This is a genomic window from Aeromicrobium sp. Leaf291, assembly GCF_001423365.1.
Classification (GTDB): Bacteria; Actinomycetota; Actinomycetes; order Propionibacteriales; family Nocardioidaceae; genus Aeromicrobium.
In genome coordinates this window covers 56,846-82,168 of the sequence record NZ_LMNM01000003.1, presented here as the reverse complement: position 1 = coordinate 82,168, position 25,323 = coordinate 56,846, and the positions used below count along the sequence as shown (strand labels likewise).

The window sequence follows — 25,323 nt, the reverse complement described above, 5'->3', positions numbered from 1 at the left end:
GAATCGAGTGGGCCCCACCCCCTCGCGCCGAAGGCGCCCTGCGGAGGGATCCCGGCAGCTCCCCACCCGTCCATGCCAGGCCGCGCACAGCGTGACCGTCCCGACTCGGAAGACCATCGCGCGACGGCCAGCGACGGCCAGCGACGGACAGCGACCGTCAGGACGCGGCGTCGGCCTTCGGCCCGCCCGGCCCACCCGCACCACGCCCACCCGGGCCACCCAGCCCCGGCCCGCCGAGCAGCTCGGCGTCGTACGCCTTGAGCACCGACGTCTTGTCGGCCTTCGTGAGCGTGCCGTCCTCCACAGCGGCGTCGAGGCGCTCGACGAGGGCGGTGCGGCTCTCGGCCTGACGCTCCTCGCGGTCGCTCTCGGCCTGCTTCTCGGCGGCCGCCAGCGCGGCCGTCACCTTCGCCTCGGAGACGTCGAGCTCCTTCGCGAGAGCCTTGGCGAGGGCGGCCTGGCGGTCGGCTCGCTCCTCGTCGGAGGGCGGGGTCGGCTTCTCGCCCTCGGCGGGCGCGTCGGGGCGCAGGTCCTCCCGGACGGCGGCGAGCGCGGCCTCGACGTCGGACTGCTCCAGGTCGAGCTCCTCGGCGAGCGTCTCGGCGAGGACGCCGGGTCCGCCGCGATGACCGCCCGGGTGGGCGCTGGAGCTCGCGGTGCTCCCGGCGGTGTCCTCGGCGGACGCGACGGCGATGCCGCCGGCGGCCAGTCCGGCTCCGGCGACGATGCCGGCGATGCCGATGCGTGCTGCGGTCGAGCTGTTCATGGTGTCTCTCTCCTCGGTGGTGCGGACCTCGTCCACGGTGGCTGTCCACCCTGTGGTGAACCTGTGGTCGGGGTCTGCGGAGGCTGGGCGTCCACGCTCGTGGAGCGCGAGGCGCTGGCGCTGACGCGTACCGTCGGTATGCTCGCGGCATGTCTCCTGCGCGACGCATCCACACGTACTCCCACGACGGTCTGACGTTCGACGTCACCGACACCGGGCCGATCGGGGGAGACCCGGTGGTGCTGCTGCACGGGTTCCCGCAGAAGGCGACCTCGTGGGAGCGGGTGAGCGAGCTGCTGCACGCGGAGGGGTACCGCACCATCGCCCCCGACCTGCGCGGCTACTCCCCGGGGGCCCGCCCCCGTGGCCGCAAGGCCTATGCCGGTGACCTCATCGCCGCCGACGTGGCCGCGCTCCTCGAGATCGTCGGCAGGCCCGTGCACCTCGTGGGCCACGACTGGGGTTCGGCCATCGGCTGGTACGTCGCTGCCTCCCGACCCGAGCTCCTGCAGTCCTGGACAGCGGTCTCGGTCCCGCACCCGGCCGCCTTCATGACGTCGATGCTGCGCAGCACGCAGCTGCTGAAGTCCTGGTACATGGGCTTCTTCCAGCTGCCGGTCGTGCCCGAGCTGGTGCTCACGCGGGCGAAGGGGGTCCGGGAGCGCGCCCTCGCCCACGCGGGCATGGACCGTGGGCTCCGTGAGCGGTTCCAGGCCGAGATGATCGACGGCGGTGCCCTGGCCGGTGGCCTCGGCTACTACCGCGGCCTCCCGTTCTCGATGAGCTCGGTGCAGGGGAGGGTGCGGGTGCCCACGACCATGGTCTGGAGCACGGGCGACGTGGCCCTCGGTCGCAAGGGGGTCGACCTCACGCCCCAGCACGTGGACGCGCCGTACGAGCTCGTCGTCCTGGAGGGGGTCAGCCACTGGATCCCCGACCACGAGCCGCAGGTGCTGGTGGACGCGATCACTCGACGGGCTCGCGCCGTCGCGGCCTGACGCGTACGGTCGGGGCATGGACGAGCCGTTCGACCCCGCGCGCGTGACCCAGGCCCTCGAGCACCTGCCCGGCTGGTCCGGCGACGTGTCGGGGCTGACACGCACCTACACCTTCGACGGCTTCGCGGCCGCGATCGCCTTCATGGCCGCTGCTGCACCGCGCATCGACGAGATGGACCACCACCCCGAGTGGACCAACGTGTACGACCGCGTCGAGGTGCGACTCAGCAGCCACGACGTCAGTGGTGTCAGTGGTCGTGACGTCCGCCTGGCCGAGGTGCTCGACGAGCTGGCCGGCGACGCCGCACGGTAGGTCGCCCGAGACCCAGGCAGCGGGCCTCAGGCCCAGAGGTTCTCGCCGAACTGGAACCAGATGGCCGCGACGACGGCGACGTACCAGAGCACGACCACGAGCAGCGTCCAGTTGCTGAGGAACCGGGTCACGGCCGAGCCGGGCGCGAACGCGCGAAGGTTGCGGGCGGTGACCAGCACGAACAGCGGGATCATCATCGTCCAGACGACCATGCACCAGGGGCACAGCTTCTCGATCTCGTAGATGCTCTGGTACTGCAGCCACGTCACGAACCCGATGCCGAACAGGACGCCGACCTGCAGGCCTCCCCAGATCCAGCCGGGCAGACGCACGCCGGACGCGAGCAGCACCCCGAGGGTCAGCACCACGGTGAACCCGACGATGCCGATGATCGGGTTCGGGAACCCGAACGCCGAGGCCTGGTCGGTGTTGATGACGCCACCGCAGCTGACGAAGGCGTTGAGGTCGCAGTTCAGCGCCGTGCTCTCGCCGGCCGCCTCGGCGGTCAGGAACTTCACCTTGTCGATGGTCAGGATGATCGCGGCAGCGAGGCCCACGGCACCGCCGACCAGCATCATCCATCGGGGGTCGCGGACCTCGAGGGCGTCGAGGTCCTCGTCGCGTTCGGTCTCCAGCACGTCGCTCACGCCTCGATCGTAGGCGACCGATGGTCGCGGGGCGGGTGACGTCGTCGTGACTCCTTGACGCGGCGGCATACTCGCCGTACGGTTTCGGATACCGTCAGTATCTGAGAGGTGTGGACATGGAGCACGTCGACGTCGTCATCGTGGGTGCGGGGCTGTCCGGCATCGGCGCCGCCCACCGCCTGAGCACCATGAGCCCGGGCAGCAGCTTCACGATCCTCGAGGCCCGCGACGCCATGGGCGGCACGTGGGACCTGTTCCGCTACCCGGGCGTGCGGTCGGACTCCGACATGTACACGCTGAGCTACCCGTTCCGGCCGTGGACGGACCGCAAGTCCATCGCCGACGGCGGCGACATCCGCACCTACATCCGCAGCACCGCCGACGAGCACGGCATCGCCCGGCGGATCCGCTACGGCCACCGCGTCGTCGCAGCCAGCTGGTCGTCCGCGGACGCCCGGTGGACGCTCACCAGCGAGGTCGACGGCACGCTGGTCGAGCAGACCTGCTCGTTCCTGTTCATGTGCAGCGGCTACTACGACTACGACGAGGCCTACACGCCGGACTTCCCCGGTCTCGAGGACTTCACCGGGACGGTCGTGCACCCGCAGTTCTGGCCCGAGGACCTCGACTACCGGGGCAAGAAGGTCGTCGTCATCGGCTCCGGCGCCACGGCCATCACGCTGCTGCCGTCGATGGCCGAGGAGGCCGAGCACGTGACGATGCTGCAGCGCTCGCCCACCTACATCACGTCCCTGCCCGGCGAGGACGCCGTCTCGGCCGGGCTGCGGAAGGTCCTGCCGGCAGGCCTGGCCCACCGGGTCACCCGCGTCAAGAACGCCACGGTGGCCATCGGCTTCTACGAGTTCTGCCGCCGCTTCCCGAGCGCGGCCAAGAAGATCCTGCTCACGCGTGCCGGACGGTCCGCGCCCGACGGCTTCGATCCCAAGCACCTGACCCCGCGCTACGACCCGTGGGACCAGCGGCTCTGCGTGGTGCCGAACGGCGACCTCTGGCGCACGCTGCGGCGCGGGAAGGCCTCGATCGTCACCGACCACATCGACGGGTTCGACGAGACCGGCATCCGGCTCACGTCGGGCGATCACCTGGACGCCGACGTCGTGGTGACCGCCACCGGGCTCAAGGTCGTGGCGCTCGGCAAGGTCGCGATCGACGTCGACGGCGAGAAGGTCGACCCGAACGAGCGGTTCGTCTACAAGGGACTGATGATCAGCGGCGTCCCGAACCTCGCCTGGTGCATCGGCTACACGAACGCCTCCTGGACCCTGCGCGCCGACCTGTCGTGGCAGTACGTGGCACGGCTGGTCGAGCACATGCGCAGCCACGGCTACGCGGCGGGCACGCCCGACCCGCAGGGCGCGAAGGGGGAGACCGCTCCGGCCCTGGACCTGCAGTCCGGCTACGTCCAGCGGGCTGCGGGCGTGCTCCCGCAGCAGGGTCGCGAGAAGCCCTGGACCGTGCGCCAGAACTGGTTCCTCGACGCCTGGGACAACCGTCGCACCGACCTCGACGAGGCGATGGTCTGGACGAGGCTCGACGAGACCTCGCGGCAGTCGGCCCAGGCCTCCTGACGACGACCGCCACTAGGGTGGGCGCGTGCGCCTCGACCAGCTGATCCTGCGGTCCGCCGCCTCCGCCCTGCTCCTGCTCGTGGCCGTGGTCGTGCTGGCCTCGCCCGGCGACGTGGTCGACGTCCCCGTCGACCAGCTGCTGCTCGGTGACCTGGCGCTGCTCGTGCGGATCGTGGCGGGCGCGACCGGGGTGCTCGTGGTGCTGTCGGCCGGCACCGTGGGGCGGGCGCTCGACCCCGAACGGCGTCGGCGCGCCGTGCCGGTGCTGCTCGCGGGGTTCGGTGCCGCACTCGTGGTCTTCGCTGCCAGCACGCCCGACCCCGACGTCGCGGCGGCGGCCGGCGCGCCGCTCGTGGCCGCCGAGCCGTCGACCTCGGCCGCGGTCAACACGCTGGCCCTGCTGCTCGCCTCGACCCTGCTGCCGGCCGTGATGATCGTGCAGGCGGTGCGCTGGCGACGCGACGACGAGACCCGACGGCTCGCCACGACGGCGTTCGTCGCGGTGGTGGCGTCGCTGTGGGCGCACTTCGCCTTCTCGCTCACCGAGGACGGCACCCTGGGTGCCGCAGGCCTGTGGCAGCGACTGGCCTTCGCGACCGCGTGGGTGTGGCTGGCCGTGCTCCTGCTGGGACTGGCCGGTCGGCTCACGTCTGGCAGTGCGGGCACCAGAACGTGATCCGCTCACGGCCGGGCTCGTCGCCCAGCTCGCCGTGGTGCAGCGGCGTGCCGCACCGGCGGCACCGGGCGTGCTCGCGGCGGTAGACCCAGCGATCCTCGCCGTGCCGGGTGCTCCCGGTGAACGTGCGCTCCACCCGCGCCTTGTTGACGTCGAGCAGCCGGTGCCCGCGGTCGATCACCCGCGCGACGTCGGGGACCTCGCCCACCGGTCGCGTGGGCAGGAGTCCGGACAGGAAGAGCAGCTCGTTGACGTACTCGTTGCCCAGGCCGGCCAGGTTCCGCTGGTCGAGCAGCGCCACGAAGATCGGGCGCTCGGGATCGGCCGACACCCGGCGCGTGGCCTCGGCGAGGTCCCAGTCGGGACCGAGCAGGTCGGGGCCGAGGTAGGCGAGCGCGTCGTCGTCGTGCTCGCGCCGGAGGACCTCGAGCAGCCCGAGGGAGAAGCCGATGGCCTGGTGCTGCTCGGTCTCGAGCACGATCCGCGCCGTGTGCGCCGGACGCCGCCACCGGCTGCCCCGCCGCAGCACGTGCCAGGCGCCCTCCATCTTCAGGTGGGAGTGGAGCGACGCGTCACCCACGCGGATCAGCAGGTGCTTGCCACGGCTCAGCACCTCGTCGACCGTGCGACCCGACAGGTCGAGCGTGGCCCACTGCGGCACCCGCACGTCGGAGCGCACCAGCTCGCGACCCTCCAGCACCTCGCGCAGGTGGTGCGCGGTGCGCCAGACGGTGTCACCTTCGGGCATCGGCGACCTCCTGTCGTCGATCGAGGTGGTCTGGCGGGGGTGTCACGCCTCGCCCGGTATCCCCTTCAGGCATGGCTGGACCGTCCGGCCGACGGCGACCGGCGGGCGGTGTCGCTGCCGCGTCGCAGGTCGAGTCGCAGGCCCTTCGGGTGGCGCTCGAAGCCCGCGGCCAGCAGCGCCTCGCCGGTGGGGCTGGAGCCGGACGGGCGGCCGTTGACCGACTCCACGGTGAGGCGGGGGATGCGGCCGGAGCGGCCGAGAGCCGCGAGGGCGTGGGCGGCGCGGGCGAGCACGTCGGCGTCGTCGGTGAACGCGAGGCACGAGCGCCCGCCGCGCTCGACGTACAGCACCGCACGGCCGTCGTGCAGCGCGACCAGCGCGCCGGCCTTGCGGGCGGGGCGGTGCTTCAGGTCGTCGGCGGGGTCGATGATGGCGGGCCACGGCAGGGCGGCCCCGAACGGCTGGGCCGGGTCGGTGGCGGCCAGCACCACCGCGTCGACGTCGGCACGCTCGTCGTCGGGACGCTCGAACGTGCGCATCCGGTCGACGGTCGCCACCGACGCGAACTGCGCCGCGCCGAGGGAGTCGATGTAGTAGCCGCGCAGCACCGAGCCGTTCTGCTCCAGCTCGCGCAGCACGCGGTAGGCCCCGGCGAACCCACCGGGCGTCTGCTCCGCCACGACGGCACCGCGCGTGACCACGCCGTGCCGAGCCACGAGCGCCTCGGTGCGCGCGACCTGCAGCGCCGCCTGCTGCTGGGGGTCGTCGCCCGGCCGCTCGACGGCGAACCATCGGCCCGAGGCGATCGGCGGGCCGAGGCGTGCGGCCCGGGGCGAGGCCGCCATGCCGCGTCGCGCCCTCACCCGAGCGCGCGGGGTGGAGCCGCCACGCGAGCGGTGCGCGCCGCGGCCGCCGAGGCGCGCACGCACCGGCGCGTAGGAGTCGCCCGCGACGCGACCGGACCAGACGAGCTGCCACAGCGCCTCGACGACGGCGTCGTCGCCCGGGGGCTTCTCGTCGGCCGCCAGCGCCTGCGTGAGCTGGCGGAAGAGGTACGCGCCGCCGTCGTCGAGGAGCTCCAGCAGACGCAGGCCGAGCGCGTCGGGCTCGACCGGGTCGCGGCGGGCCGGCAGCACGAGGTCGGCAGGGTGCAGCTGCACCCAGCCGTCGCTCCCGGCGAGCGTGCCGGCGCCGGTCCACACGACCTCGCCCGCCCCGAGCAGCTCGTCGAGCTGGGCGGGGGAGTAGTCGCGCACCCGGCTGGGGAGCACGAGCGACTCCCAGGCCGACGCGGGCAGCGGCACGCCGGCGAGCTGGTCGACGACGGTGAGCACGCCGTCGAGTCCGCGCAACGACCCACCGACCTCCTGCCACGACGGGAGGAAGCGGGCGAACGTGCGCGGGTCGACCGGCTCGATCTGCTGGCGGGCAGCGGCGAGCGAGCGGCTGCGCAGGCGACGCAGCACCTCGACGTCGACGTGCTCGGTGCCCGACGCGCCGGGGCGGAACTCGCCCTCGACGAGCCGGTCGTCGCGGGTGAGGCGGGAGAGGACGTCGAGGACCACGGCACGGCCGAGCCCGAACCGTGTGGCCACCTCCTCGGCCGTGAACGGACCGTGGGTGCGGGCGTACCGAGAGACGAGGTCACCCAGCGGGTCGGCCACCTGCTGCAGGAGGGCGTCGGGGATGCCCAGCGGCACCACCACGCCCAGCGCGTCGCGCAGACGGCCGGCGTCCTCGACCACCACCCAGCGCGGCTCGCCCGCCACCGGCAGCTCGACCACGCGCCGCGCGTCCTGGAGCTCCTTGAGCGCGGGGACGGCGTCGTCGACCAGGCGGGCGTCGACCTCCGCAGTGGTGAGCGGGCCCAGCAGGCGCAGCAGGTCGGCGGCACCCTCGGTGCCCTTGAGGCGGCGGTCGTCGGCGAGCCGCTGCAGCTCGGCCTCGGTGCGCTCGAGCACCTCGGGGTCGAGCAGCTCGCGGAGCTCGGCCCGGCCCAGCAGCTCCGACAGGAGCGTGGGGTCGAGGGAGAGCGCGGCTGCTCGCCGCTCCGCGAGAGGCGTGTCGCCCTCGTACAGGAACGTGGCCACGTAGCCGAACAGCAGCGTGCGGGCGAACGGGGAGGCGGTCGAGGTCTCGACCTCCACGATCCGCACCTCCTGCTGCGCCACCCGATCGGCGAGCGTGGTCAGGGCAGGCAGGTCGTAGACGTCCTGCAGGCACTCCCGCGCCGTCTCGAGCAGGATCGGGAAGTCCGGGTGCTCACGCGCGACGTCGAGCAGCTGGGCCGCGCGCTGGCGCTGCTGCCAGAGCGGGGCGCGTGCGCCGGGGTTGCGTCGAGGCAGCAGCAGGGCGCGCGCCGCGCACTCGCGGAACCGCGACGCGAACAGCGCGGACCCGCCCACCTCGGCCGTGACCACGCGCTCGAGGTCGTCGACGTCGAGGACGAAGAGGTCGGCCCCGGGCACGTCGGTGCCGTTCTCCGCCCACGGCCCGGAACCCCCGCCGGGGCCGGACGTGGCGTCGTCGGGCGCCCAGGGCGAGGAGGTGTCGGGGATGCGGGCCACGATGCCGTCGTCGGTGGCGACCACGGACCCGTCGACGCCGTACCGCTCGAGCACCCGGGCCGCGACGACGAGCGCCCAGGGCGCGTGCACGCGTCGTCCGTAGGGGGAGTGCAGCACGACGCGCCAGTCGCCGAGCTCGTCGTGGAAGCGCTCGACCACGAGCGTGCGGTCGGTGGGCAGCGTGGGCATGGCCTCGCGCTGCTCGTCGAGGAAGGCCATCAGGTTGAACCGGGCCCGCTCGTCGAGGTGCTCGGGAGCCGTGCCCTCGCTGACCCGACGCACGAAGGCGCCGATGGCCTCGCCCAGCTCGGCCGGCCTCCCGGCGGCGTCGCCACGCCAGAAGGGGAGCCGAGCCGGCTCGCCGAACGCCGGGGTGACGATCACCCGGTCGTGGGTGATCTCCTGGATGCGCCAGCTCGTGGCGCCGAGCGCGAACACGTCGCCGACCCGCGACTCGTAGACCATCTCCTCGTCGAGCTCGCCGACCCGCTTCGACGGCCCCTCGTCGACGCCGTCGGCCAGCACCACGGCGAACAGGCCGCGGTCGGGGATGGTCCCGCCGCTCGTGACGGCGAGGCGCTGGGCGCCGGGACGGCCGGTGATGGTGCCGGCGTCGCGGTCCCACACGACGCGGGGCCTCAGCTCGGCGAAGCGGTCGGAGGGGTAGCGACCGGCGAGCAGGTCGAGCGTGGCCTCGTAGGCCGAGCGGGGGAGCGCGGCGAACGGGGCCGAGCGACGGACGACGTCGAACCAGGCCTCGACCTCGAGCGGCTCCAGCGCGCAGGCGGCCACCGTCTGCTGGGCCAGCACGTCGAGCGGGTTGGCGGGCACCGACAACCGTTCGATGGCACCCTCGCGCATCCGCTCGGCCGTGACGGCCGCGCCCACGAGGTCGTGTCGGGTGGTGGGGTAGACGAGGCCACGGGAGACCTCGCCCACCTGGTGGCCGGCGCGGCCGACCCGCTGCAGCCCGCTGGCCACCGACGGCGGCGTGGACATCTGCACGACGAGGTCGACGGCGCCCATGTCGATGCCCAGCTCGAGGCTCGACGTGGCCACGACGCACCGCAGCCGACCGGACTTGAGGTCGTCCTCGATGAGCGCTCGCTGCTCCTTGCTGACCGAGCCGTGGTGCGCGCGGGCCAGGGCGCCGACGTCGTCGGGGTCGCGGGAGTCGACGCTGCCGCGGCCCGAGGTGGTGCCGCTGACCCCGCCGACCGAGGCGGGCGGGAGTCGGCTGCCGCCGGAGGTCTCGGACCTGGCCTCGCGGTCGGACCACAGCTCGTTGAGATGGGCGGTGAGCCGCTCGGCCTGACCACGCGAGTTGCAGAACACGATCGTCGAGCGGACCGACAGGATGCGCTCGACCACGTCGTGCTCGATGAACGGCCAGATGCTGCCGCCGTTGTCGTCCTGCAGAGGGTCGCTGATCGAGCGTGCCCCGGAACCCTCGTCGCGCACGACCTCGTCGGCGTCGGTCGACGGGGGCCGGGACAGCTCGGTCATGTCGTCGAGCGGCACCACGACGTCGAGCTCGAGGCGCGACGGTGACGGTGGCGCCACGACGTGCACCGGCGCCCGTCCGCCGAGGAACCGGGCGACCTCGTCGTGCGGGCGGACCGTGGCGCTGAGCCCGACCCGCCGGGCCGGCTCGTCGAGCAGGTCGTCGAGCCGCTCCAGCGACAGGGCCAGGTGGGCGCCGCGCTTGGTGCCCGCCACGGCGTGGATCTCGTCGATGATCACCGTGTCGACGCCGTGCAGGGTCTCGCGCGCCGCCGACGTGAGCATGAGGAAGAGCGACTCGGGGGTGGTGATGAGGATGTCGGGGGGACTGGTGACCAGCGAGCGGCGGTCACGTGCCGACGTGTCGCCCGAGCGCACGCCGACGCGGACGTCGGAGAACGTGTCGCCGCGGCGCGCCGCCACCTGCGTGATGCCGACGAGGGGCGAGCGCAGGTTGCGCTCGACGTCGACCGCGAGCGCCTTGAGCGGCGAGATGTACAGGACGCGGGTCCGACGCTCCTTCTCGGGCGTCGGCTCGTGCAGCAGCCGGTCGATCGCGGACAGGAACGCCGCGAGGGTCTTGCCCGAGCCCGTGGGCGCCACGACGAGGACGTTCTTGCGCTCGGCGATGCCCGCCCAGGCCTCGGCCTGCGCCGGCGTGGGGGCGGAGAACGCACCCTCGAACCACTCCCGCGTGGCAGGCGCGACCGTGCTGAGTGGATCGCTCCCCGGTGCAGGGGCGCTCGACGGGTCGGACACCGGTCCATCGTGGCAGCCACCGCCGACACCTGCGCGTCGTGCGGCCCCGGTCCCGCGGAGGGCGTCCGGCGTGCGGCATGCTGGCGGCATGCTGTCGCGTCGTGTCGCCGTGCTGGTCCCTGCCGTCGCCGCGAGCCTCGTGCTCGCCGCCTGCTCGTCCGACTCCGAGCCCAAGGCGGAGCCCGAGGCCTCCAAGGGTGCCGGGGCGAAGCTCGTCCAGGTCTCGCCGGTCACCGGCGAGGCCCTGCCGGACGGGCCGCCGGACAACCCGGTCTTCGTCGTGAAGATCGAGAACACCGCCAACGGCGCACCCCAGGTGGCGCTGGACAAGGCCGACCTGGTCGTCGAGGAGCTCGTGGAGGGGGGACTCACGCGGCTCGCGGCCCTCTACTACTCCGAGCTGCCCGACCAGGTCGGGCACGTGCGCTCCATGCGCGCCACCGACATCGGCATCGCCGCTCCCGTGGCCGGCCAGATCGTGGCCTCCGGTGGTGCCTCCGGGACGATCCGCAAGGTCAAGAAGGCCGGCATCACCGTCTTCTCCGAGGACGAGGGCGCTGCCGGCTTCAGCAGCGACCCGGCCAAGGTGCGGCCGTACAACCGACTGATCGACCTGCAGCGTCTCGACAAGGCGGCCAAGGTCGCCCCGATCCCCGGCCCCTACCTCCCCTGGACCCCGGTGAAGGGGTCCGAGGCAGCCGAGGAGTCCGCCGCGCCCGAGTCGTCCGCCTCCGCAGCGCCGAAGCCCACGCCCGCCTCCACCGCGTCGGTGCGCTTCTCGCCCTTCTCGACCACGCAGTGGAAGCGCGACGGTGACACCTGGGTGCGCACCAACGGGCACGCCGCCAAGGAGTTCAAGGCCGACACGCTCGTCGTGATGTTCGCCGACGTCGGCGACGCCGGCTACACCGACCCGGCCGGCAACCCCGTGCCCGAGACGAAGATGAAGGGCTCGGGCCGCGCCGTGCTGCTCACGGCCGACGGTGCCCTCGAGACCACGTGGACGAAGAAGTCCAACGACTCCACGATCACGTTCGAGGCGAAGGACGGCACGCCCGTGCGGGTCACGCCCGGCAAGACGTGGATCGAGCTCGTCCCCGAGGGCGACGGCGCGCTCGACGTCGGCTGAGCCCGACACCGCGCCCGTCGACGGGCCGGGGGAGAAGGCTCGGGCTGGTCAGGCCGGGGGATCGGCGAGCGAGGGCAGCAGCCGCATGCCCGCGAGGATCCCGCTGATGGAGGCCTGCACCTCGGCCGCGGCCTGGTCGGCGTCCTCGGCGTCGGCCACGTACTCCGAGCTCGACCGGATCGCGCCGAAGAAGATCGCGGCGTAGGCCTCGCTCAGCTCGCCGGCGCCTCCGAGGTCGTCGAGGAGGGCGTCGACGGTGCGCTTGACGATGCCGAACGACGCGGCACGCTCGGCGACCACCCAGCGCTCGTGGCCCAGGGCGACCGGGCCCTCCTGAAGGCAGATCCGGCGGAACTGCGGCTCGCGGCAGACCTCGAGGAAGCCCTCGAGCCCGATCTGGGCGCGCTCCCACGGGTCGTCGACGGTGTCGATGCGCTTCTCGATGGCGCGCGTGGCCGACTCCTGGAGGCGGTCGAAGACGCTCTCGAAGAGCGCGAGCTTGCTGGGGAAGTGGTGGTAGAGCGCGCCCTTGGTGACGCGGGCCGCGGCGACGACCTCGTCGAGCGACGTGCCGGCGTACCCGTGGGCGGCGAACAGCTGCGTGGCGTTGTCGAGGAGCGCACGCTTCGTGCTCGAGGAGTAGCCGGTGCGGCGGGTCGTGCTCCGGGCGGCGCGGAGCACCTTCTTCTGCACCTTCGCGGGGCTGCTCATGCGATCCATCCTACGCACGGGGGGTGGTGAGCCTCACAACCGCTGGGATTGCCTGACCTGCGCCGATACAACATACTCAAAGTACGTACCGAGGGTATGTTCCCTCGCACGACGGTCCCCCGAAAGGAGCACCTCCATGACCTGGGATGCCTACAACCGTCGCAAGTCCGCCCTCCGCGAGGTCCTGGCCCTGGCCGATCGCCGGCGCCACGACACCGCCGACCAGCTGCTCGACGCGGTCCCCGACGCGCGCGTCGCGTTCGGTGACGACCTCTCCCTGCTCTTCGACGTCCAGATGGCCTGGTACCAGCGCCTCAGCGGCGAGCTCGACCGCACGGTCCTCGAGGGCGACTCGCCGGCGACCGTGGCCGTGGAGGCCTGGGTGGCCTGCGCCGCCGAGATGCCCGGCGCGCGTGCGCTGCTCGACGCCCACCGTGACCGGCCGGAGCTGGCCAAGGCCTTCGCCAAGGAGCGCGCGCTGCTCGCGGTCTCGGCCGGCATCTCCAGCTGGCACCCCGACCTGGTCGGCCAGGGCGAGCACCTCGTCTCGCGGGCCCGTGAGCAGGTCGAGTACCCCAGCGTGGAGTCGATGCCTCCGCTGCACGGGGGCTCGGAGAACCGCACCAGCGCCTTCATCACCCGCCTGCGCAACGCCCTCGCGGCCTGAGCAGGTCCCCGCACGTCACCTCGCCCGCGCGTTCCCTCCCTCCAGCGCGGGCGGGGTGATTTCCCCGGCGCGGCGCCGTCGTGGACGACGTCAGTGACGCGTGCGTCGCTCGCGGCCGCGCAGGCCGACCTCGTCGAGCTGGGTGCCGATCTCCGCGTCGATCGCCTCCGCCAGCGCGTGGCGGAACATCGCGTAGGTCACCTGGCTCGCGACCGGCAGCAGCTTCTCGATGGCGCCCAGCACCTCCGGCGCCTCGTCGGCCGGAAGTCCGTGGTCGATGAAGGGCTGGGCGATCGCCGCGACCGCGTTGGAGACGAACGCGTCGGCGATCGCGCGCAGGTTCTTCTGCATCAGGGGGAACAGCGCGATGATGTCGTTGGCGGGCAGCCCCAGGGCCACGGCGGCGGCGCCGTTGCGCACGATGGCCGGCTGGATCAGGCGCACCGACTCGTGGTCGTCCTCGACCCACGCGGCGAGGCCGAACTCCACGAGCGCGTCGATGAGTGCGTCGTCGCGGTCGACGTGGGCCAGCGCGGCGAGGGCGTCGCGGCTCATGAGCTCGGGCTCGACGTCGCTCCACGGCTCGTCGAGCAGGTGCAGCAGGTCGAGCGCGGTGGCGGTGGCCGTCGCGGGGCTCGAGAGCACCGCCTTCTCGACGGCCGCCAGCGTGTAGCCACGGTCGAGCAGGTCACGCACCAGCTGGAGGCGCTGCAGGTGCCCGCGGTGGTAGTAGCCGGTGCGGCCCTCCAGGCGCGGCGGGTCGATGAGACCGCGAGCGGCGTAGGCACGCACGTTGCGGACCGTCATGTTCGCGCGGGCCGCGAGCTCGTCGACCGTGAACTCCTCGTCGGGTCCGGGCGTCTCGGAGACGGCCGTCAGCGGCGACCCGTCGGCGTCGGCGGGCCCGGTTCCGTCCTCCGGCGCAGGCATGCGGGCATCATAGAGGCATGGAGTCGCTGCGCGGTCAGCTGCTGGTGGCCACCCCGGCCATCGAGTCGGGTCCGTTCCTGCGCAGCGTCGTGCTGCTGCTGGACCACGACGACGGCGGCGCGCTGGGCGTGATCCTCAACCATCCGCTCGACGCCGACGTCGAGGACGTGCTCCCCGCCTGGGGGCGGGCCGTGAACGCCCCGGACTGTCTCTTCGAGGGTGGCCCCGTGGCCACCGACTCGGCGTTGGCGGTCGGCGTGCGAGCCGTGGCCGACGTCGGGCCGACGCCTCCGCAGGGGTGGCGACCCATGGCGGGTCGGGTCGGACTGGTCGACCTCGACGGCCCGCTGCCCCGGGAGGGCAGCCTGCGAGGGCTGCGGGTCTTCGCCGGGTACGCGGGATGGGGGCCGGGCCAGCTCGAGGACGAGACGGCCGAGGGTTCCTGGCTCGTGGTCGAGGCGCGCGACGACGACGTGCTCTCGCCGGTGCCCGAGACGCTCTGGCGCGAGGTGCTGCGTCGTCAGGACGACGACGTCCGCTTCTGGGCCACGTTCCCGGACGACCCCTCCAGCAACTGACCTGCGGGGTCGGGTGCAGGGGCCACCGCTGGCGCGTGGGGGGCCTCGACGTCGTGGCGGAGCCGTTACGATGTGCGACGTGGGATTCTTCGGCAGCGGCACCCAGACGGTCCAAGACGAGCGCACCGACCAGCGTGGCGACGAGCGCCTCGAGGACGGTGACCACGAGCGCTTCAGCCACTACGTCCCGAAGGACACGCTGACCGAGGCCATGGTCATGGGGACCCCCTGCATCGCCCTGTGCGGCAAGGTCTGGACCCCCAGCCGGGACCCGCAGCGCTTCCCGGTGTGCCCGGAGTGCAAGGAGATCTGGGACGGCATGCAGCCCGGCGGCGAAGGCGACTCCGGCTCCGATGCCTAGCCAGCGTCTCCGGGCCTGGCAGCGTGACGCGTTCGACCTCTACACGCGCACGCAACCGCGCGACTTCCTCACGGTCGCCACGCCGGGCGCCGGCAAGACCACGTTCGCCCTCACGATCGCGGCGGACCTCATGCACCGCGGTGTCGTCGAGCGCATCGTCGTCGTCACCCCGACCGACCACCTGAAGACCCAGTGGGCGCTGGCGGCGTCGGGACTCGGCATCCGGCTCGAGCCGGCGCTCGCCGGTGCCATGCCGCCGGGGTTCGACGGGTACTGCGTCACCTACGCCGGGCTCGCGGTCAACCCCAACGGCCACCGCGTGCGCATCGACGCGCGCAAGACGCTCGTCATCCTCGACGAGGTCCACCACGCCGCCGACGCCCTCTCGTGGGGCGACGCGGTGCAGGAGGCCTGTGAGGGAGCCACCCGGCGCCTCTCGCTCACCGGGACCCCGTTCCGCTCCGACGACAACCCCATCCCGTTCGTCACCTACGCCCCGCAGCGCGACGGCACGAAGCAGAGCGTGGCCGACTACGCCTACGGCTACGGTCGCGCGCTCCGCGACGGCGTGGTCAGGCCGGTGCTGTTCATGGCCTACTCGGGGCAGATGCACTGGCGCACGCGCGCCGGCGACGAGGTCGCCGCACGGCTGGGCGAGCCGCTCACGAAGGACGCGACCGCGCAGGCCCTGCGCACCGCCCTCGATCCGGAGGGCTCCTGGATGCCCACGGTGCTGCGTGCCGCGCACCGGCGGCTGATGGAGGTCCGGCGCGACATCGCCGACGCCGGCGGGCTCGTGATCGCGACGGACCAGGACTCGGCCCGTGCGTACGCCAGGCTCCTGGCCGACATCACCGGCGAGGTCCCCACCGTGGTGCTCTCGGACGAGGCGGGCGCCAGCGCCCGGATCGCCGAGTTCTCGGCGTCGATGTCGCCGTGGCTGGTCGCGGTGCGCATGGTCAGCGAGGGTGTCGACATCCCTCGTCTGGCCGTCGGCGTGTACGCCACCACGGTCGCCACGCCCCTGTACTTCGCCCAGGCCGTCGGACGCTTCGTGCGAGCACGCCGCCGGGGCGAGACGGCGTCGATCTTCCTGCCGAGCGTCGCCGGCCTGCTCGGTCTGGCCGCCGACCTCGAGGCCGAGCGCGACCACGTGGTCGGCCGTCCGGTCAAGGACGAGGGTGACCTCTTCGCCGCCGAGGCCGAGATGCTGGCCCGCGCCCAGGCAGGGGAGTCGGCGTCGGCCGAGCTGGAGCAGGGGACCTACCAGGCGCTCGGCAGCGAGGCCGACTTCGACCGCGTGCTCTTCGACGGCGGCGAGTACGCCGGTGCTGTCTCGGACTCCCTGGACGACGACGACCTCGACTTCCTCGGCATCCCCGGTCTGCTGGAGGCCGACCAGGTCGCCGAGCTGCTGCGCGCGAAGCGGTCCAAGCACGCGTCGGCTCCGCGGGCAGCGGCGTCGCGCACCGCCGCCGACGTCGCCCACGAGAAGCGCAGCGAGCTGCGGCGCGAGCTGAACGGCCTGGTCGGTGCCTGGCACCGGCGCACCGGGCAGCCCCACGGCGTCACCCACGCGCAGCTCAGGTCGCAGGCCGGCGGACCGGCCGCCGCGCTGGCCACCGTCGAGCAGCTGCAGCAGCGCGTCGACCTGCTGCGCAGCTGGGCTCTCCGGGCGTCGGGCTGAGCGCGCCGTAGCGTGGCCCCATGACCCTGCCTCTGGTGACCCGCGTGTTCGGCGTCCTCGAACGTCTGTCGTCGACCCCGATCGAGGAGGTCGACGACTTCGCGCAGCGGCGTGAGCAGCGGCTAAGGCTCCAGCGCTCGCCCGTCGGGCGCTGGCTCTTCGGCACCGCCGACCCCGCGGTGCGCACGACCGAGCACCTGGTCGACGTCGACGGCCGTCCGCGCCGGTTCCTGCAGCACCGGCTCGTCGGGGGTCCGGCCGCCACGACCGCGCCGCCGGTGGTGCTCAACCTCCACGGCGGCGGCTGGGTGCAGGGCAACCCCGAGCAGTCGGCGTGGTTCGCGAGCCGCGTGGCGGCACGGACGGGCGCCGTGGTGCTGTCGTTCGACTACCGGCTGGCACCGGAGCACCCGTTCCCCGCCGGCGTCGACGACGCGTGGGCGGCGCTGCAGTGGGTCGTCGAGCACGCCGAGGAGCTCGACGTCGATCCCGAGCGGGTGGCCGTGATGGGCGACAGCGCCGGTGGTGGCCTCGCGGCGACGGTCGCGCTGATGGCCCGGGACGCCGGCGCGCCGCGTCTGCGCGCCGAGGTGCTGGTCTACCCCGGGGTGGAGGCGTACGACCGGTGGCCGAGCGAGGACGAGTTCGCCGACGCGCCCGTCCTCACCTCGTCGAACATGCGTGGCTTCGTGCGGCGCTACCTCGGCGACCAGTACGGCACGCTGGACTGGCGCGTGTCACCCATCCGCGCCGCGTCGCACGCAGGGCTGCCGTCGACGCTGGTGCTGGTGGCCGGGCACGACCCGCTGGCCGACAACGGTCGCCGCTACGCGGCCCAGCTGGGGGAGCAGGGCGTGCACGTGGTGCTCCAGGAGTTCCCCGAGGCGCTGCACGGCTTCATCAGCCTGCCGGGCGTGAGTCCGTCGGCCGCCGACGCGGTGCAGGCGACGTCGGCGTTCCTGCGCGACGTGCTCTGAGCGCGCCCGCGTCGGGACGGGCTCGACACGTCAGAGGTAGGTAGGGCACCGAACCGACGGACCCCAGGTAGGTCTCGCACCTCATCAGGGCCGGGATCGGTGCGTCCCCTACCTCCGACGGCGCGCGGCCGCTCAGGCGTCGAGCACGGTGGGCACGACCTCGTCGACGATCGTCACCAGCGTGGCGCGGAGCAGCACGTGCACCTGTGCGCGGTCGAGCGTGCCCTGGAGGAGCCACTCGCGCGCAGCCGAGCGCGCCAGGTTCCCGTAGGTGCGGACGAGGGCCCGCAGGAGCTCCTGGGGCGCGCCGCCCGGGGTGAGTCCGACCGCCTCGAGCACGCGGTCGACGGTGGCCCCCTCCGCCTCGTCGAGGATCTGCTCCAGGGCGGGGTCGCGGCCCAGGCCGTGGGCGTCGGCCGCGGCGATCCAAGTGGTGCCGGCCGCCTCGAGGGAGTCGACGTACCAGGTCACCGCGGCGTCGATCCGCTCGTGCACGGTGCCCTCGGGCAGGGACTCCACGGCCACCGACGGCACGGTGGCGGCCTCGCGCACCACCTCGAGGTAGAGGTCGCGCTTGGTGCCGAAGTAGTGGTTGATGAGTCCCCGCGCCACGCCCGCGTCGCGGGCGATGCCCGCCAGGGACACGTCGGGGTAGGGCCGTGCCGCGAAGGCGGTGGTGGCCGCGGCGAGGATCTCCGACCGTCGCTGGTCGGCGCCGAGCCGTTGCCAGCGTGGTCCCTCGGGAGTCGTCGTCACGCGACGAAGCCTGCCACGACGGGCCGCCGGAGTGCTCGGGCGTTGACGGCGCGCCCGAGCGGTGGCATTGTTGGCGCCGCGCCAACAAGAGTGACGCGACCCACCCCACCGCCGGACGGAGATCGAGCGATGCGGATCCCAGGCCTGCTGCCCCGCGACCACTGGGTCGAGCGCATCGAGTCGCTCGACCCGACGACCGACTACGAGGACATCTCGCGCATCACGGGACACCACGAGTTCCCGTGGGACATCCAGCAGGCGCTCAGCTTCGCGCTGTTCCGCACGTACGCCGTCCCCAGCATCGGCCGACTCCTCGGCGCCACGGAGGAGTTCACCGAGCGCACCCAGAAGCGCCACGACGACACGGTGATCGTGCTCGAGACCGTGCTCGAGGACGGTCTGGAGAATCCGCAGGGGCGTGCGGCGATCCGTCGGATGAACCAGATGCATGGCAGCTACGACATCGCCAACGACGACATGCTGTACGTGCTCTGCACCTTCGTCGTCGCTCCCGTGCGCTGGATCGAGGAGTTCGGCTGGCGTCCCCTGACCGAGACCGAGAAGGTCGCGGCCGTGCAGTACTACCGCCGGCTGGGACGCCTCATGGGGATCACCGGGATGCCCGAGGACCTCGCCGGCTTCGAGCGGCACATGGACGAGTACGAGTCCAGGCACTTCGCCTTCGACCCGGGGGGCCGGGCCGTCGCCGACTCGACGTTGGCGCTCTTCGCCGACTTCTACCCCCGGCCGCTGAGGCGCGTCATGCGGGTCTTCGCCGTGGCGCTCCTCGACGCGCCGCTGAGGCGCGCGTTCGGCTACCCCGACCCCCCGCGCTGGGTGCAAGGTCTCGCTCGGCGGTCCCTGCGTCTGCGGGGGAGGGTCGTGCGCCTGCTGCCACCGCGTCGCCGGCCCTACGACCCGCGCCGGTCGCACCGCATCCGCAGCTATCCCGGCGGGTTCATGGTCGAGCGGCTCGGCACGTTCCCGTCGTCGATGCCGGCCGACGTGGCCTGACGGCGCGTCCGGCGGGGTCTGGTCGCACCGCCGAAGAACCGGTACGGTCGTACCGGATCGAGGGGTGACTCATGGGTAGGTTCGTCGTTGGACCCGGCATGACACGCAGGCGTCGGCACGGCTGGGGCATCGCGGTCGTGGTCATGACCATGACGCTGACCGCGGCGATGCTGCCCGCCTACGTCACCTGGACCGAGCAGTTCCACGGTGACGCGACGCCCGACGCCGCCGTCGACGGCACGAGCCTCGACGGGGCCGACGCCGCCGCGGTCTCCGTCCTCCAGGGCGGCGCAGGGAACGACGGCCACGACCACGTGCACAACGATCCCGCGACGAAGAACGCCGTGTCACGGACACCGGACTCCGCAGGGACCGCCGATCGCACGAGCGCCACGCAGGCCGCCGCCGGTCGTTCGGCCGTGGAGGCGCAACGGGCCGAGAAGGACCCGACCTTGCTTCCCGGATTGGCACCGGCGAAGAGGGCGTCGGTCCCCGCGGACCGCTACGCCATGGCGGGCGGCTGCTACGCGCTCCAGGGCCCCGACGGCCGGTGGGTCCGCCGCTCCGGCGTCGGCTGGAGCACCTCGGCGACGAGCGTCACCGACGCGGAGCCGTTCCACTTCCAGGCCACCGACCTCGGCAGCTACCTGCTGTTCGCGAAGGACGAGAGCTTCCTCTCGGTCGGGCTGCTCGGCGTGGTGGGCCGCACCTCCACCGCGTCGGCGAGGACCACCTGGACGGTCGATCGCACCGCGAAGGGCTTCACGTTCGCGCGTGGTGCGAAGGTGCTCGGCGCCGATGCCCGTGGACGGCTCACCGAGCGGGACTCGACGCCGTTCGCCCTCAGGCTCACGACCGGCTGCGCGGCCTGGCCGGAGATCACCACGAACGTGAAGGGGGAGCCGCACCGCGGTGCCTCGCCCTTCCAGGAGGTGCGCGGCTACCTCGACGCCCACACCCACGGCATGGCCTTCGAGTTCCTCGGCGGGCAGGTGCACTGCGGTCGCCCGTGGAGCCCGTACGGCGTCAAGGCCGCGCTCGTCGACTGCCTCGACCACCAGCTGGCCAACGGTGCGGGTGCCCTGCTGGAGAACCTCATGAGCAAGGGCGGCACGCCCGTCGGCTTCCACGACCCCGTCGGCTGGCCGACGTTCAAGGACTGGCCGGCGCCGGACTCCCTGACCCACGAGGGGACCTACTACAAGTGGATGGAGCGGTCGTGGCGCGGCGGGCAACGCCTGTTCGTGAACCTCCTGGTCGAGAACAACCAGCTGTGCACCGTCTACCCGCTCAAGCGCAACTCCTGCGACGACATGGACAGCATCCGTCTGCAGGCCAAGCAGATGCGCAACCTGGAGCGGTACGTCGACGCCCAGTACGGCGGCCCCGGCAAGGGCTGGTACCGGATCGTCACCGACCCGTTCGAGGCGCGGAAGGTCATCAACGACGGCAAGCTCGCCGTCGTCATGGGCATCGAGACCAGCGTGCTGTTCGGCTGCTCCACCAAGCTCGACCAGCCGCAGTGCACGAAGGCGGAGATCGACCGTCAGCTCGACGAGGTGCACGACCTCGGTGTCCGCCAGATGGAGCTGGTCAACAAGTTCGACAACGCCCTGTCCGGCGTGGCCGGCGACACCGGTGGCATCGCGCCGCTCATCAACGGCGCCAACTTCCTGGAGACCGGGTCCTTCTGGGACATGAGGACGTGCGAGAACGGCCAAGAGGGGGTCGAGGACCGCAGCCAGCTCACGGCGCCCACGCTGGTGCCCGAGCAGGACGCGTTGTTCGGCGCGATCGCGAAGCTCTACATCCCGGTCAAGCTCCCGCTGTACGCCTCGGGTCCGCACTGCAACGCGCGCGGCCTCACGTCGCTCGGTGACCACACGATCCTGCGGATGGCCGAGAAGAAGATGCTGTTCGACCCGGACCACATGAGCGTCGCGGCACGGAAGTCCTCCCTCGACCTGGTCGAGCGGATCGACTACCCGGGCGTCCTGTCGAGCCACTCGTGGTCGACCCCCGACGCCTACCCCCGCATCTACCGGGCCGGTGGCGTCATCACCCCCTACGCCGGCGACAGCGACGGCTTCGTCGAGAAGTGGCGCCAGCACCTCGCCTGGGCCGACCCGCGGTACTACTTCGGGTTCGGGTTCGGCGCCGACATCAACGGCCTCGGCGCCCAGGGAGACCCGCGTGGCGCCGACGTCCCCGACAAGGTCACCTACCCGTTCAAGGGGCTGGGCGGGGTGACGATCGACAAGAACGTGAGCGGCACCCGCGTGTACGACATCAACACCGACGGCGTGGCCCACTACGGGCTGTACCCCGACTGGATCGAGGACCTGCGCAAGCAGGGCGGGCAGGCCATCGTCGACGACATGGCCCGAGGCGCCGAGGCGTACCTGCAGACGTGGGAGCGCGCCGAGGGCGTCGCCAACGACGGCTGTCGCGACCGCGCGGCCCGCCCGAGCGACGCAGTCGTCACGCGGCTGAGGACGGGCTCGTCCGTCGAGAGCGTCCTCAGGAAGGTGGGTCAGCCGCACAGCCGGCTCGGGACCAGCTTCGGCTACTGCACGAAGACCTCGGCGGGTGCCACCAAGAAGCGCACCGCCACCTTCACCCCGAGCGGCACGCTGAAGAAGGTGGTCTGAGGCCCGTCGTGCTGGACCCGTCCGGGCCCCGTCTCGGGGGCGCCCGGCCGGCGAGGGAAGTCTTCGGCGCCCTCCGGCGTTGACCCCCGTATGCGCTTGTCCGTCCTCGACCTCGTCCCCGTCCGCACCGACCAGACGACGTCCGACGCCGTCGCGGCCTCCGTGCAGCTCGCCCAGACCGCCGACCGGCTCGGGTTCGAGCGCTACTGGGTGGCCGAGCACCACAACATGGCCGCGGTCGCCGCCACCAGTCCTCCGGTGCTGATCGGCATCCTCGCGTCGGCCACCGACCGGATCCGGGTCGGATCCGGCGGGGTGATGCTGCCGAACCACGCGCCGCTCGCCGTGGCCGAGCAGTTCGCGCTGCTCGAGGCCGCCTACCCGGGCCGCATCGACCTGGGGATCGGTCGCGCCCCGGGGTCCGACCCCGTCACGTCGTGGGCCCTGCGGGGTGCCGCCGGGCGCGACGACACCGACGTCGAGAACTTCCCGCAGTACCTCGACGACGTCACCGCGCTGATGGACGGTCGCGGTGTCCGCGTGCCGATCCCGCAGCGCGAGTACATCCTCAAGGCCACGCCCGTCGCCGCCTCCACGGCGCGCCTGTGGCTGCTGGGCTCGTCCATGTACTCGGCGCAGCTCGCGGCTGCCAAGGGTCTGCCCTACGTGTTCGCCCACCACTTCTCCGGTCACGGCACGGAGGAGGCGCTCGCCCACTACCGCGCGAACTTCCGTCCCTCGGACCTGGCGGACCGGCCCACCACCTTCCTCACGGTCAACGCCTCGGTCGCCGCCACCGAGGCCGAGGCCCACGCCCAGGCCCTGCCGAATCTGCAGAACATGGCACGGCTGCGCACCGGCCAGCCCCTGACGGCACTCGACCTCGTCGAGACCGCGCTGGCGACCGACCTGCCGCCGCAGCAGCAGGCCATGGTCGACGCGGGGTCCGCCCGCTCGGTCGTCGGCGACCCGGCCGGTGCCGCCGCGCAGGTGCGCGAGCTGGCCGAGCGGTTCGACGTCGACGAGGTCATGCTGCACCCGGTCGGGTCGGCCCGCCTGGGCACCGACCCGCGCACCTCGCCGGCGCGTGACGAGACCCTCGAGCTGCTCGCCAAGGAGCTGCTCTGAGGGTGTGCGGCGCGCGTTCACCGCGCTGACGCCGCGCGTTCAGGTGCGCCGGTCAGGCTGGCGCCATGAAGCACACACCGACCCGTCGCGACGTCCTCGCCTCGATCCCGGTGGTCGCCCTGGGCGCGCTGCTGTTCGTGCTGCCGCCCGCCCCCGACCAGCCGCAGAACGCGTCGACCGCCTCCGCGGTCAGCGCTCCGTGACCCGGACGCCCGCCGCCGCCAGCTCCTGACGCAGCGCCGGGAGGCCGGCCGGGCTCACCGCTGCGGTCAGTCCCTCGACGACGCGCACCGTGAAGCCCTCGCGCACGCCGTCGAGCGCCGTCGCGCGCACGCAGTGGTCGGTCGCGATGCCCACGACGTCGAGCGTCGTGATGCCGCGCTCGCGCAGCCACGCGGTCATGGAGTCACCCGCCTTCGTGGCGCCCTCGAAGCCGGAGTAGGCCGCCTCGTACTCGCCCTTGAGGAAGACGGCGTCGAACAGGTCGGTCGTCAGCGGCGCGTGCAGCTCCGCGCCGGACGTCCCGACCACGCAGTGCCGTGGCCAGGAGTCCACGAAGTCCGGGGTGTCGGAGAAGTGCGGCCCCGGATCGACGTGGTGGTCGCGCGTGGCGACGACCGTCGCGTACCGTCCCTCGGCGACCAGGTCGGCGACCCGACGGGCGACGTCGGCACCGCCGGCCACCGCGAGCGACCCGCCCTCGCAGAAGTCGTTCTGCACGTCCACCACCACGAGTGCGGTCGTCTGGTCGGGCACGGGTCCTCCTCGGTTCGGCTTCGGTCCAGGGTAGGTCGCAGGCGGGACGAGCTGCAGGCGCACGACGTCGGGCGGTGGTCCCGGTCGTCGTGCGACGGCCCGTGGTGCCGCAGGACTCAGTGCTCGAGGACGGTCTCGATCACGGGCTCACCCCGCGAGAGCTTGCGCGCCGCGGCGGGCAGCTCGGCGATCGCCGACGCGTGACGTGCGCGGGCGTCGTCCAAGGTGTCGTGGTGCACGCGCAGACCCCCTTCGACGAACGGCACGAGGAGCGCGCGGTCGTCGCCGTCGTCGACCGGGGGAGTGCCGATGCCCACGACCTCGGCCTGGGCGGTCCCGGATGACGAGAGCCTGCGCAGCGCCCACTTGCGTCCGCCGACGCTGGCCTTGTCGACGCTCTTCTTGGCCACCGGCTGCATCGTCCCGGCGTCGTCCTCGCGCGCGACGAGCTTGTAGACGAACCCCGACGTGGGCGCGCCGGACCCCGTGACCAGCGACGTGCCGACGCCGTAGCCGTCGACGGGGGCGGCCGCCAGGGTGGCGATCGCGTGCTCGTCGAGGTCGCTCGTGACCACGATCCGCGTCTCGGTGGCCCCGAGCGAGTCGAGCTGCTCGCGGACCTGGTGGGCGAGCGAGGGCAGGTCGCCGGAGTCGATCCGGACGGCACCGAGCGACGGTCCCGCCACCTCGACGCCGGTGCGGACCGCCTCGGCGATGTCGTAGGTGTCGACCAGCAGGGTGGTCGTGGAGCCGAGCGACTCCACCTGCGCGGTGAACGCGTCGCGCTCGCTGTCGTGGAGCAGGGTGAACGAGTGCGCGCTCGTGCCGGCCGTGGGGATGCCGTGCGTCCGGCCCGCCTCCAGGTTCGAGGTGGTGGCGAATCCCGCCACGTAGGCGGCACGCGCCGCCGCGACCGCCGACCACTCGTGGGTCCGGCGCGAGCCCATCTCGATGCACGGGCGACCGCCCGCGGCGCCGACCATGCGTGCCGCGGCCGACGCGATCGCCGAGTCGTGGTTGAGGATCGACAGGAACAGCGTCTCCAGGACCACGGCCTCGGCGAAGGTGCCCTCCACGACGAGGACGGGCGAGGCGGGGAAGTACAGGTCGCCCTCGGCGTAGCCCCAGACGTCACCGGTGAAGCGGTAGTCGGCCAGCCAGTCGCACGTCGCCTCGTCGACGACCCGACGCTCCCGCAGCCAGGCGACCGCGTCGGCGTCGAAGCGGAACGACTCGAGGGCGTCGAGCAGGCGACCCGTGCCGGCGACCACGCCGTAGCGGCGTCCGGTGGGGAGTCGCCGGGCGAAGAGCTCGAAGACGGACCTGCGGTGCGCGGTCCCGTCGGCGAGGGCCGCCTGCAGCATCGTCAGCTCGTAGTGGTCGGTCAGCAGTGCCGTCGTCACACCCGCCAC

The 25,323-nt window shown here is 72.9% G+C and carries 23 protein-coding genes; 14 read left to right on the top strand and 9 right to left on the bottom strand.

Annotation, left to right across the window (positions count from 1 at the left end; genetic code table 11):
- Positions 1–157: 157 nt before the first annotated feature.
- A complete protein-coding gene (locus ASF35_RS14130) occupies positions 158–766 on the bottom strand; it encodes a hypothetical protein (protein WP_200931780.1) in 609 nt (202 codons plus the stop codon).
- A 149-nt stretch (positions 767–915) separates the two neighbouring features.
- Between ASF35_RS14130 and ASF35_RS14125 the strand changes: the two genes are divergently transcribed.
- Both ASF35_RS14125 and ASF35_RS14120 read left to right on the top strand, forming a co-directional pair.
- Positions 916–1,764 (top strand): alpha/beta fold hydrolase, encoded by an 849-nt coding sequence (locus ASF35_RS14125; protein WP_055968789.1) that lies wholly within the window; start codon positions 916–918, stop codon positions 1,762–1,764.
- Positions 1,765–1,780: 16 nt separating this feature from the next.
- Positions 1,781–2,077, top strand: a complete 297-nt coding sequence (locus ASF35_RS14120) for a 4a-hydroxytetrahydrobiopterin dehydratase (protein WP_055968788.1) — start codon at positions 1,781–1,783, stop codon at positions 2,075–2,077.
- Between the two features lie 26 nt (positions 2,078–2,103).
- On the opposite strand, the gene ASF35_RS14115 is transcribed toward ASF35_RS14120, so the two are convergent.
- Positions 2,104–2,724: a vitamin K epoxide reductase family protein gene (locus tag ASF35_RS14115; RefSeq protein ID WP_200931779.1), complete on the bottom strand. Its 621-nt coding sequence runs from the start codon at positions 2,722–2,724 to the stop codon at positions 2,104–2,106.
- 116 nt (positions 2,725–2,840) lie between these two features.
- Between ASF35_RS14115 and ASF35_RS14110 the strand changes: the two genes are divergently transcribed.
- Both ASF35_RS14110 and ASF35_RS14105 read left to right on the top strand, forming a co-directional pair.
- Entirely contained in the window at positions 2,841–4,313 is a 1,473-nt protein-coding gene (locus ASF35_RS14110; RefSeq protein WP_200931778.1) for an NAD(P)/FAD-dependent oxidoreductase, read from the top strand.
- 25 nt (positions 4,314–4,338) lie between these two features.
- On the top strand, positions 4,339–4,989 hold the full coding sequence (locus ASF35_RS14105) for a DUF998 domain-containing protein (protein WP_055968784.1): 651 nt from the start codon (positions 4,339–4,341) through the stop codon (positions 4,987–4,989).
- On the opposite strand, the gene ASF35_RS14100 is transcribed toward ASF35_RS14105, so the two are convergent.
- Together ASF35_RS14100 and ASF35_RS14095 are read right to left on the bottom strand one after the other, a co-directional pair.
- Positions 4,958–5,737, bottom strand: a complete 780-nt coding sequence (locus ASF35_RS14100) for a DNA-formamidopyrimidine glycosylase family protein (protein WP_055968782.1) — start codon at positions 5,735–5,737, stop codon at positions 4,958–4,960. The genes ASF35_RS14105 and ASF35_RS14100 overlap by 32 nt on opposite strands.
- Before the next feature lie 65 nt (positions 5,738–5,802).
- The gene (locus ASF35_RS14095) at positions 5,803–10,566 is read right to left on the bottom strand and encodes an ATP-dependent helicase (protein WP_235499161.1); all 4,764 of its coding nucleotides are present in this window, start codon (positions 10,564–10,566) and stop codon (positions 5,803–5,805) included.
- Between the two features lie 88 nt (positions 10,567–10,654).
- Between ASF35_RS14095 and ASF35_RS14090 the strand changes: the two genes are divergently transcribed.
- On the top strand, positions 10,655–11,695 hold the full coding sequence (locus tag ASF35_RS14090) for a DUF3048 domain-containing protein (RefSeq protein WP_055968780.1): 1,041 nt from the start codon (positions 10,655–10,657) through the stop codon (positions 11,693–11,695).
- A 48-nt stretch (positions 11,696–11,743) separates the two neighbouring features.
- On the opposite strand, the gene ASF35_RS14085 is transcribed toward ASF35_RS14090, so the two are convergent.
- Positions 11,744–12,406 (bottom strand): TetR/AcrR family transcriptional regulator, encoded by a 663-nt coding sequence (locus ASF35_RS14085; protein ID WP_055968778.1) that lies wholly within the window; start codon positions 12,404–12,406, stop codon positions 11,744–11,746.
- 136 nt (positions 12,407–12,542) lie between these two features.
- On the opposite strand from ASF35_RS14085, the gene ASF35_RS14080 reads away from it, so the two are divergent.
- A complete protein-coding gene (locus ASF35_RS14080) occupies positions 12,543–13,073 on the top strand; it encodes a hypothetical protein (protein ID WP_055968776.1) in 531 nt (176 codons plus the stop codon).
- A gap of 90 nt (positions 13,074–13,163) precedes the next feature.
- On the opposite strand, the gene ASF35_RS18375 is transcribed toward ASF35_RS14080, so the two are convergent.
- Entirely contained in the window at positions 13,164–14,003 is an 840-nt protein-coding gene (locus ASF35_RS18375; RefSeq protein ID WP_055968774.1) for a MerR family transcriptional regulator, read from the bottom strand.
- 17 nt (positions 14,004–14,020) lie between these two features.
- On the opposite strand from ASF35_RS18375, the gene ASF35_RS14070 reads away from it, so the two are divergent.
- The 4 genes from ASF35_RS14070 (at position 14,021) to ASF35_RS14055 (ending at position 17,606) form a co-directional block, all read left to right on the top strand.
- Positions 14,021–14,581: a YqgE/AlgH family protein gene (locus tag ASF35_RS14070; RefSeq protein WP_055968771.1), complete on the top strand. Its 561-nt coding sequence runs from the start codon at positions 14,021–14,023 to the stop codon at positions 14,579–14,581.
- A gap of 79 nt (positions 14,582–14,660) precedes the next feature.
- Positions 14,661–14,942, top strand: coding sequence for a DUF3039 domain-containing protein (locus ASF35_RS14065; protein WP_235492853.1), 282 nt, complete (start codon positions 14,661–14,663; stop codon positions 14,940–14,942).
- Positions 14,935–16,629, top strand: a complete 1,695-nt coding sequence (locus tag ASF35_RS14060; RefSeq protein WP_055968767.1) for a DEAD/DEAH box helicase — start codon at positions 14,935–14,937, stop codon at positions 16,627–16,629. The genes ASF35_RS14065 and ASF35_RS14060 overlap by 8 nt, the downstream gene beginning before the upstream one ends.
- Positions 16,630–16,649: 20 nt before the next feature.
- Complete coding sequence (locus ASF35_RS14055; RefSeq protein ID WP_055968763.1) at positions 16,650–17,606, top strand: alpha/beta hydrolase; 957 nt, start codon at positions 16,650–16,652, stop codon at positions 17,604–17,606.
- Positions 17,607–17,738: 132 nt separating this feature from the next.
- Here ASF35_RS14055 and ASF35_RS14050 read toward each other — a convergent pair whose 3' ends face one another.
- Positions 17,739–18,362 carry a TetR/AcrR family transcriptional regulator gene (locus ASF35_RS14050; RefSeq protein WP_055968762.1) on the bottom strand — a complete coding sequence of 208 codons (624 nt, stop codon included), beginning with the start codon at positions 18,360–18,362 and terminating at the stop codon, positions 17,739–17,741.
- Between the two features lie 129 nt (positions 18,363–18,491).
- Between ASF35_RS14050 and ASF35_RS14045 the strand changes: the two genes are divergently transcribed.
- The 4 genes from ASF35_RS14045 to ASF35_RS18105 all read left to right on the top strand — a co-directional run bounded on the left by ASF35_RS14045 (position 18,492) and on the right by ASF35_RS18105 (position 23,358).
- On the top strand, positions 18,492–19,376 hold the full coding sequence (locus tag ASF35_RS14045; RefSeq protein WP_055968760.1) for an oxygenase MpaB family protein: 885 nt from the start codon (positions 18,492–18,494) through the stop codon (positions 19,374–19,376).
- Between the two features lie 98 nt (positions 19,377–19,474).
- On the top strand, positions 19,475–22,027 hold the full coding sequence (locus ASF35_RS14040) for a hypothetical protein (protein ID WP_055968758.1): 2,553 nt from the start codon (positions 19,475–19,477) through the stop codon (positions 22,025–22,027).
- Between the two features lie 90 nt (positions 22,028–22,117).
- Positions 22,118–23,155 carry an LLM class flavin-dependent oxidoreductase gene (locus ASF35_RS14035; RefSeq protein ID WP_055968757.1) on the top strand — a complete coding sequence of 346 codons (1,038 nt, stop codon included), beginning with the start codon at positions 22,118–22,120 and terminating at the stop codon, positions 23,153–23,155.
- A 65-nt stretch (positions 23,156–23,220) separates the two neighbouring features.
- Positions 23,221–23,358, top strand: coding sequence for a hypothetical protein (locus tag ASF35_RS18105; RefSeq protein ID WP_156364645.1), 138 nt, complete (start codon positions 23,221–23,223; stop codon positions 23,356–23,358).
- Here ASF35_RS18105 and ASF35_RS14030 read toward each other — a convergent pair.
- Positions 23,345–23,911 carry an isochorismatase family protein gene (locus tag ASF35_RS14030; protein ID WP_055968755.1) on the bottom strand — a complete coding sequence of 189 codons (567 nt, stop codon included), beginning with the start codon at positions 23,909–23,911 and terminating at the stop codon, positions 23,345–23,347. The two genes, ASF35_RS18105 and ASF35_RS14030, sit on opposite strands and share 14 nt — an antisense overlap.
- Before the next feature lie 116 nt (positions 23,912–24,027).
- Positions 24,028–25,314, bottom strand: a complete 1,287-nt coding sequence (locus tag ASF35_RS14025) for a nicotinate phosphoribosyltransferase (protein WP_055968753.1) — start codon at positions 25,312–25,314, stop codon at positions 24,028–24,030.
- Between the last annotated feature and the right edge of the window lie 9 nt (positions 25,315–25,323).

Coding starts and splice junctions, on each gene's coding strand:
- ASF35_RS14130 (WP_200931780.1), bottom strand. CDS start 766: ATGAACAGCTCGACCGCAGCACGCATCGGCATCGCCGGCATCGTCGCC.
- ASF35_RS14040 (WP_055968758.1), top strand. CDS start 19,475: ATGACACGCAGGCGTCGGCACGGCTGGGGCATCGCGGTCGTGGTCATG.
- ASF35_RS18105 (WP_156364645.1), top strand. CDS start 23,221: ATGAAGCACACACCGACCCGTCGCGACGTCCTCGCCTCGATCCCGGTG.
- ASF35_RS14080 (WP_055968776.1), top strand. CDS start 12,543: ATGACCTGGGATGCCTACAACCGTCGCAAGTCCGCCCTCCGCGAGGTC.
- ASF35_RS14110 (WP_200931778.1), top strand. CDS start 2,841: ATGGAGCACGTCGACGTCGTCATCGTGGGTGCGGGGCTGTCCGGCATC.
- ASF35_RS14120 (WP_055968788.1), top strand. CDS start 1,781: ATGGACGAGCCGTTCGACCCCGCGCGCGTGACCCAGGCCCTCGAGCAC.
- ASF35_RS14055 (WP_055968763.1), top strand. CDS start 16,650: ATGACCCTGCCTCTGGTGACCCGCGTGTTCGGCGTCCTCGAACGTCTG.
- ASF35_RS14070 (WP_055968771.1), top strand. CDS start 14,021: ATGGAGTCGCTGCGCGGTCAGCTGCTGGTGGCCACCCCGGCCATCGAG.
- ASF35_RS14085 (WP_055968778.1), bottom strand. CDS start 12,406: ATGAGCAGCCCCGCGAAGGTGCAGAAGAAGGTGCTCCGCGCCGCCCGG.
- ASF35_RS14060 (WP_055968767.1), top strand. CDS start 14,935: ATGCCTAGCCAGCGTCTCCGGGCCTGGCAGCGTGACGCGTTCGACCTC.
- ASF35_RS14035 (WP_055968757.1), top strand. CDS start 22,118: ATGCGCTTGTCCGTCCTCGACCTCGTCCCCGTCCGCACCGACCAGACG.
- ASF35_RS14045 (WP_055968760.1), top strand. CDS start 18,492: ATGCGGATCCCAGGCCTGCTGCCCCGCGACCACTGGGTCGAGCGCATC.
- ASF35_RS14100 (WP_055968782.1), bottom strand. CDS start 5,737: ATGCCCGAAGGTGACACCGTCTGGCGCACCGCGCACCACCTGCGCGAG.
- ASF35_RS14125 (WP_055968789.1), top strand. CDS start 916: ATGTCTCCTGCGCGACGCATCCACACGTACTCCCACGACGGTCTGACG.
- ASF35_RS14090 (WP_055968780.1), top strand. CDS start 10,655: ATGCTGTCGCGTCGTGTCGCCGTGCTGGTCCCTGCCGTCGCCGCGAGC.
- ASF35_RS18375 (WP_055968774.1), bottom strand. CDS start 14,003: ATGCCTGCGCCGGAGGACGGAACCGGGCCCGCCGACGCCGACGGGTCG.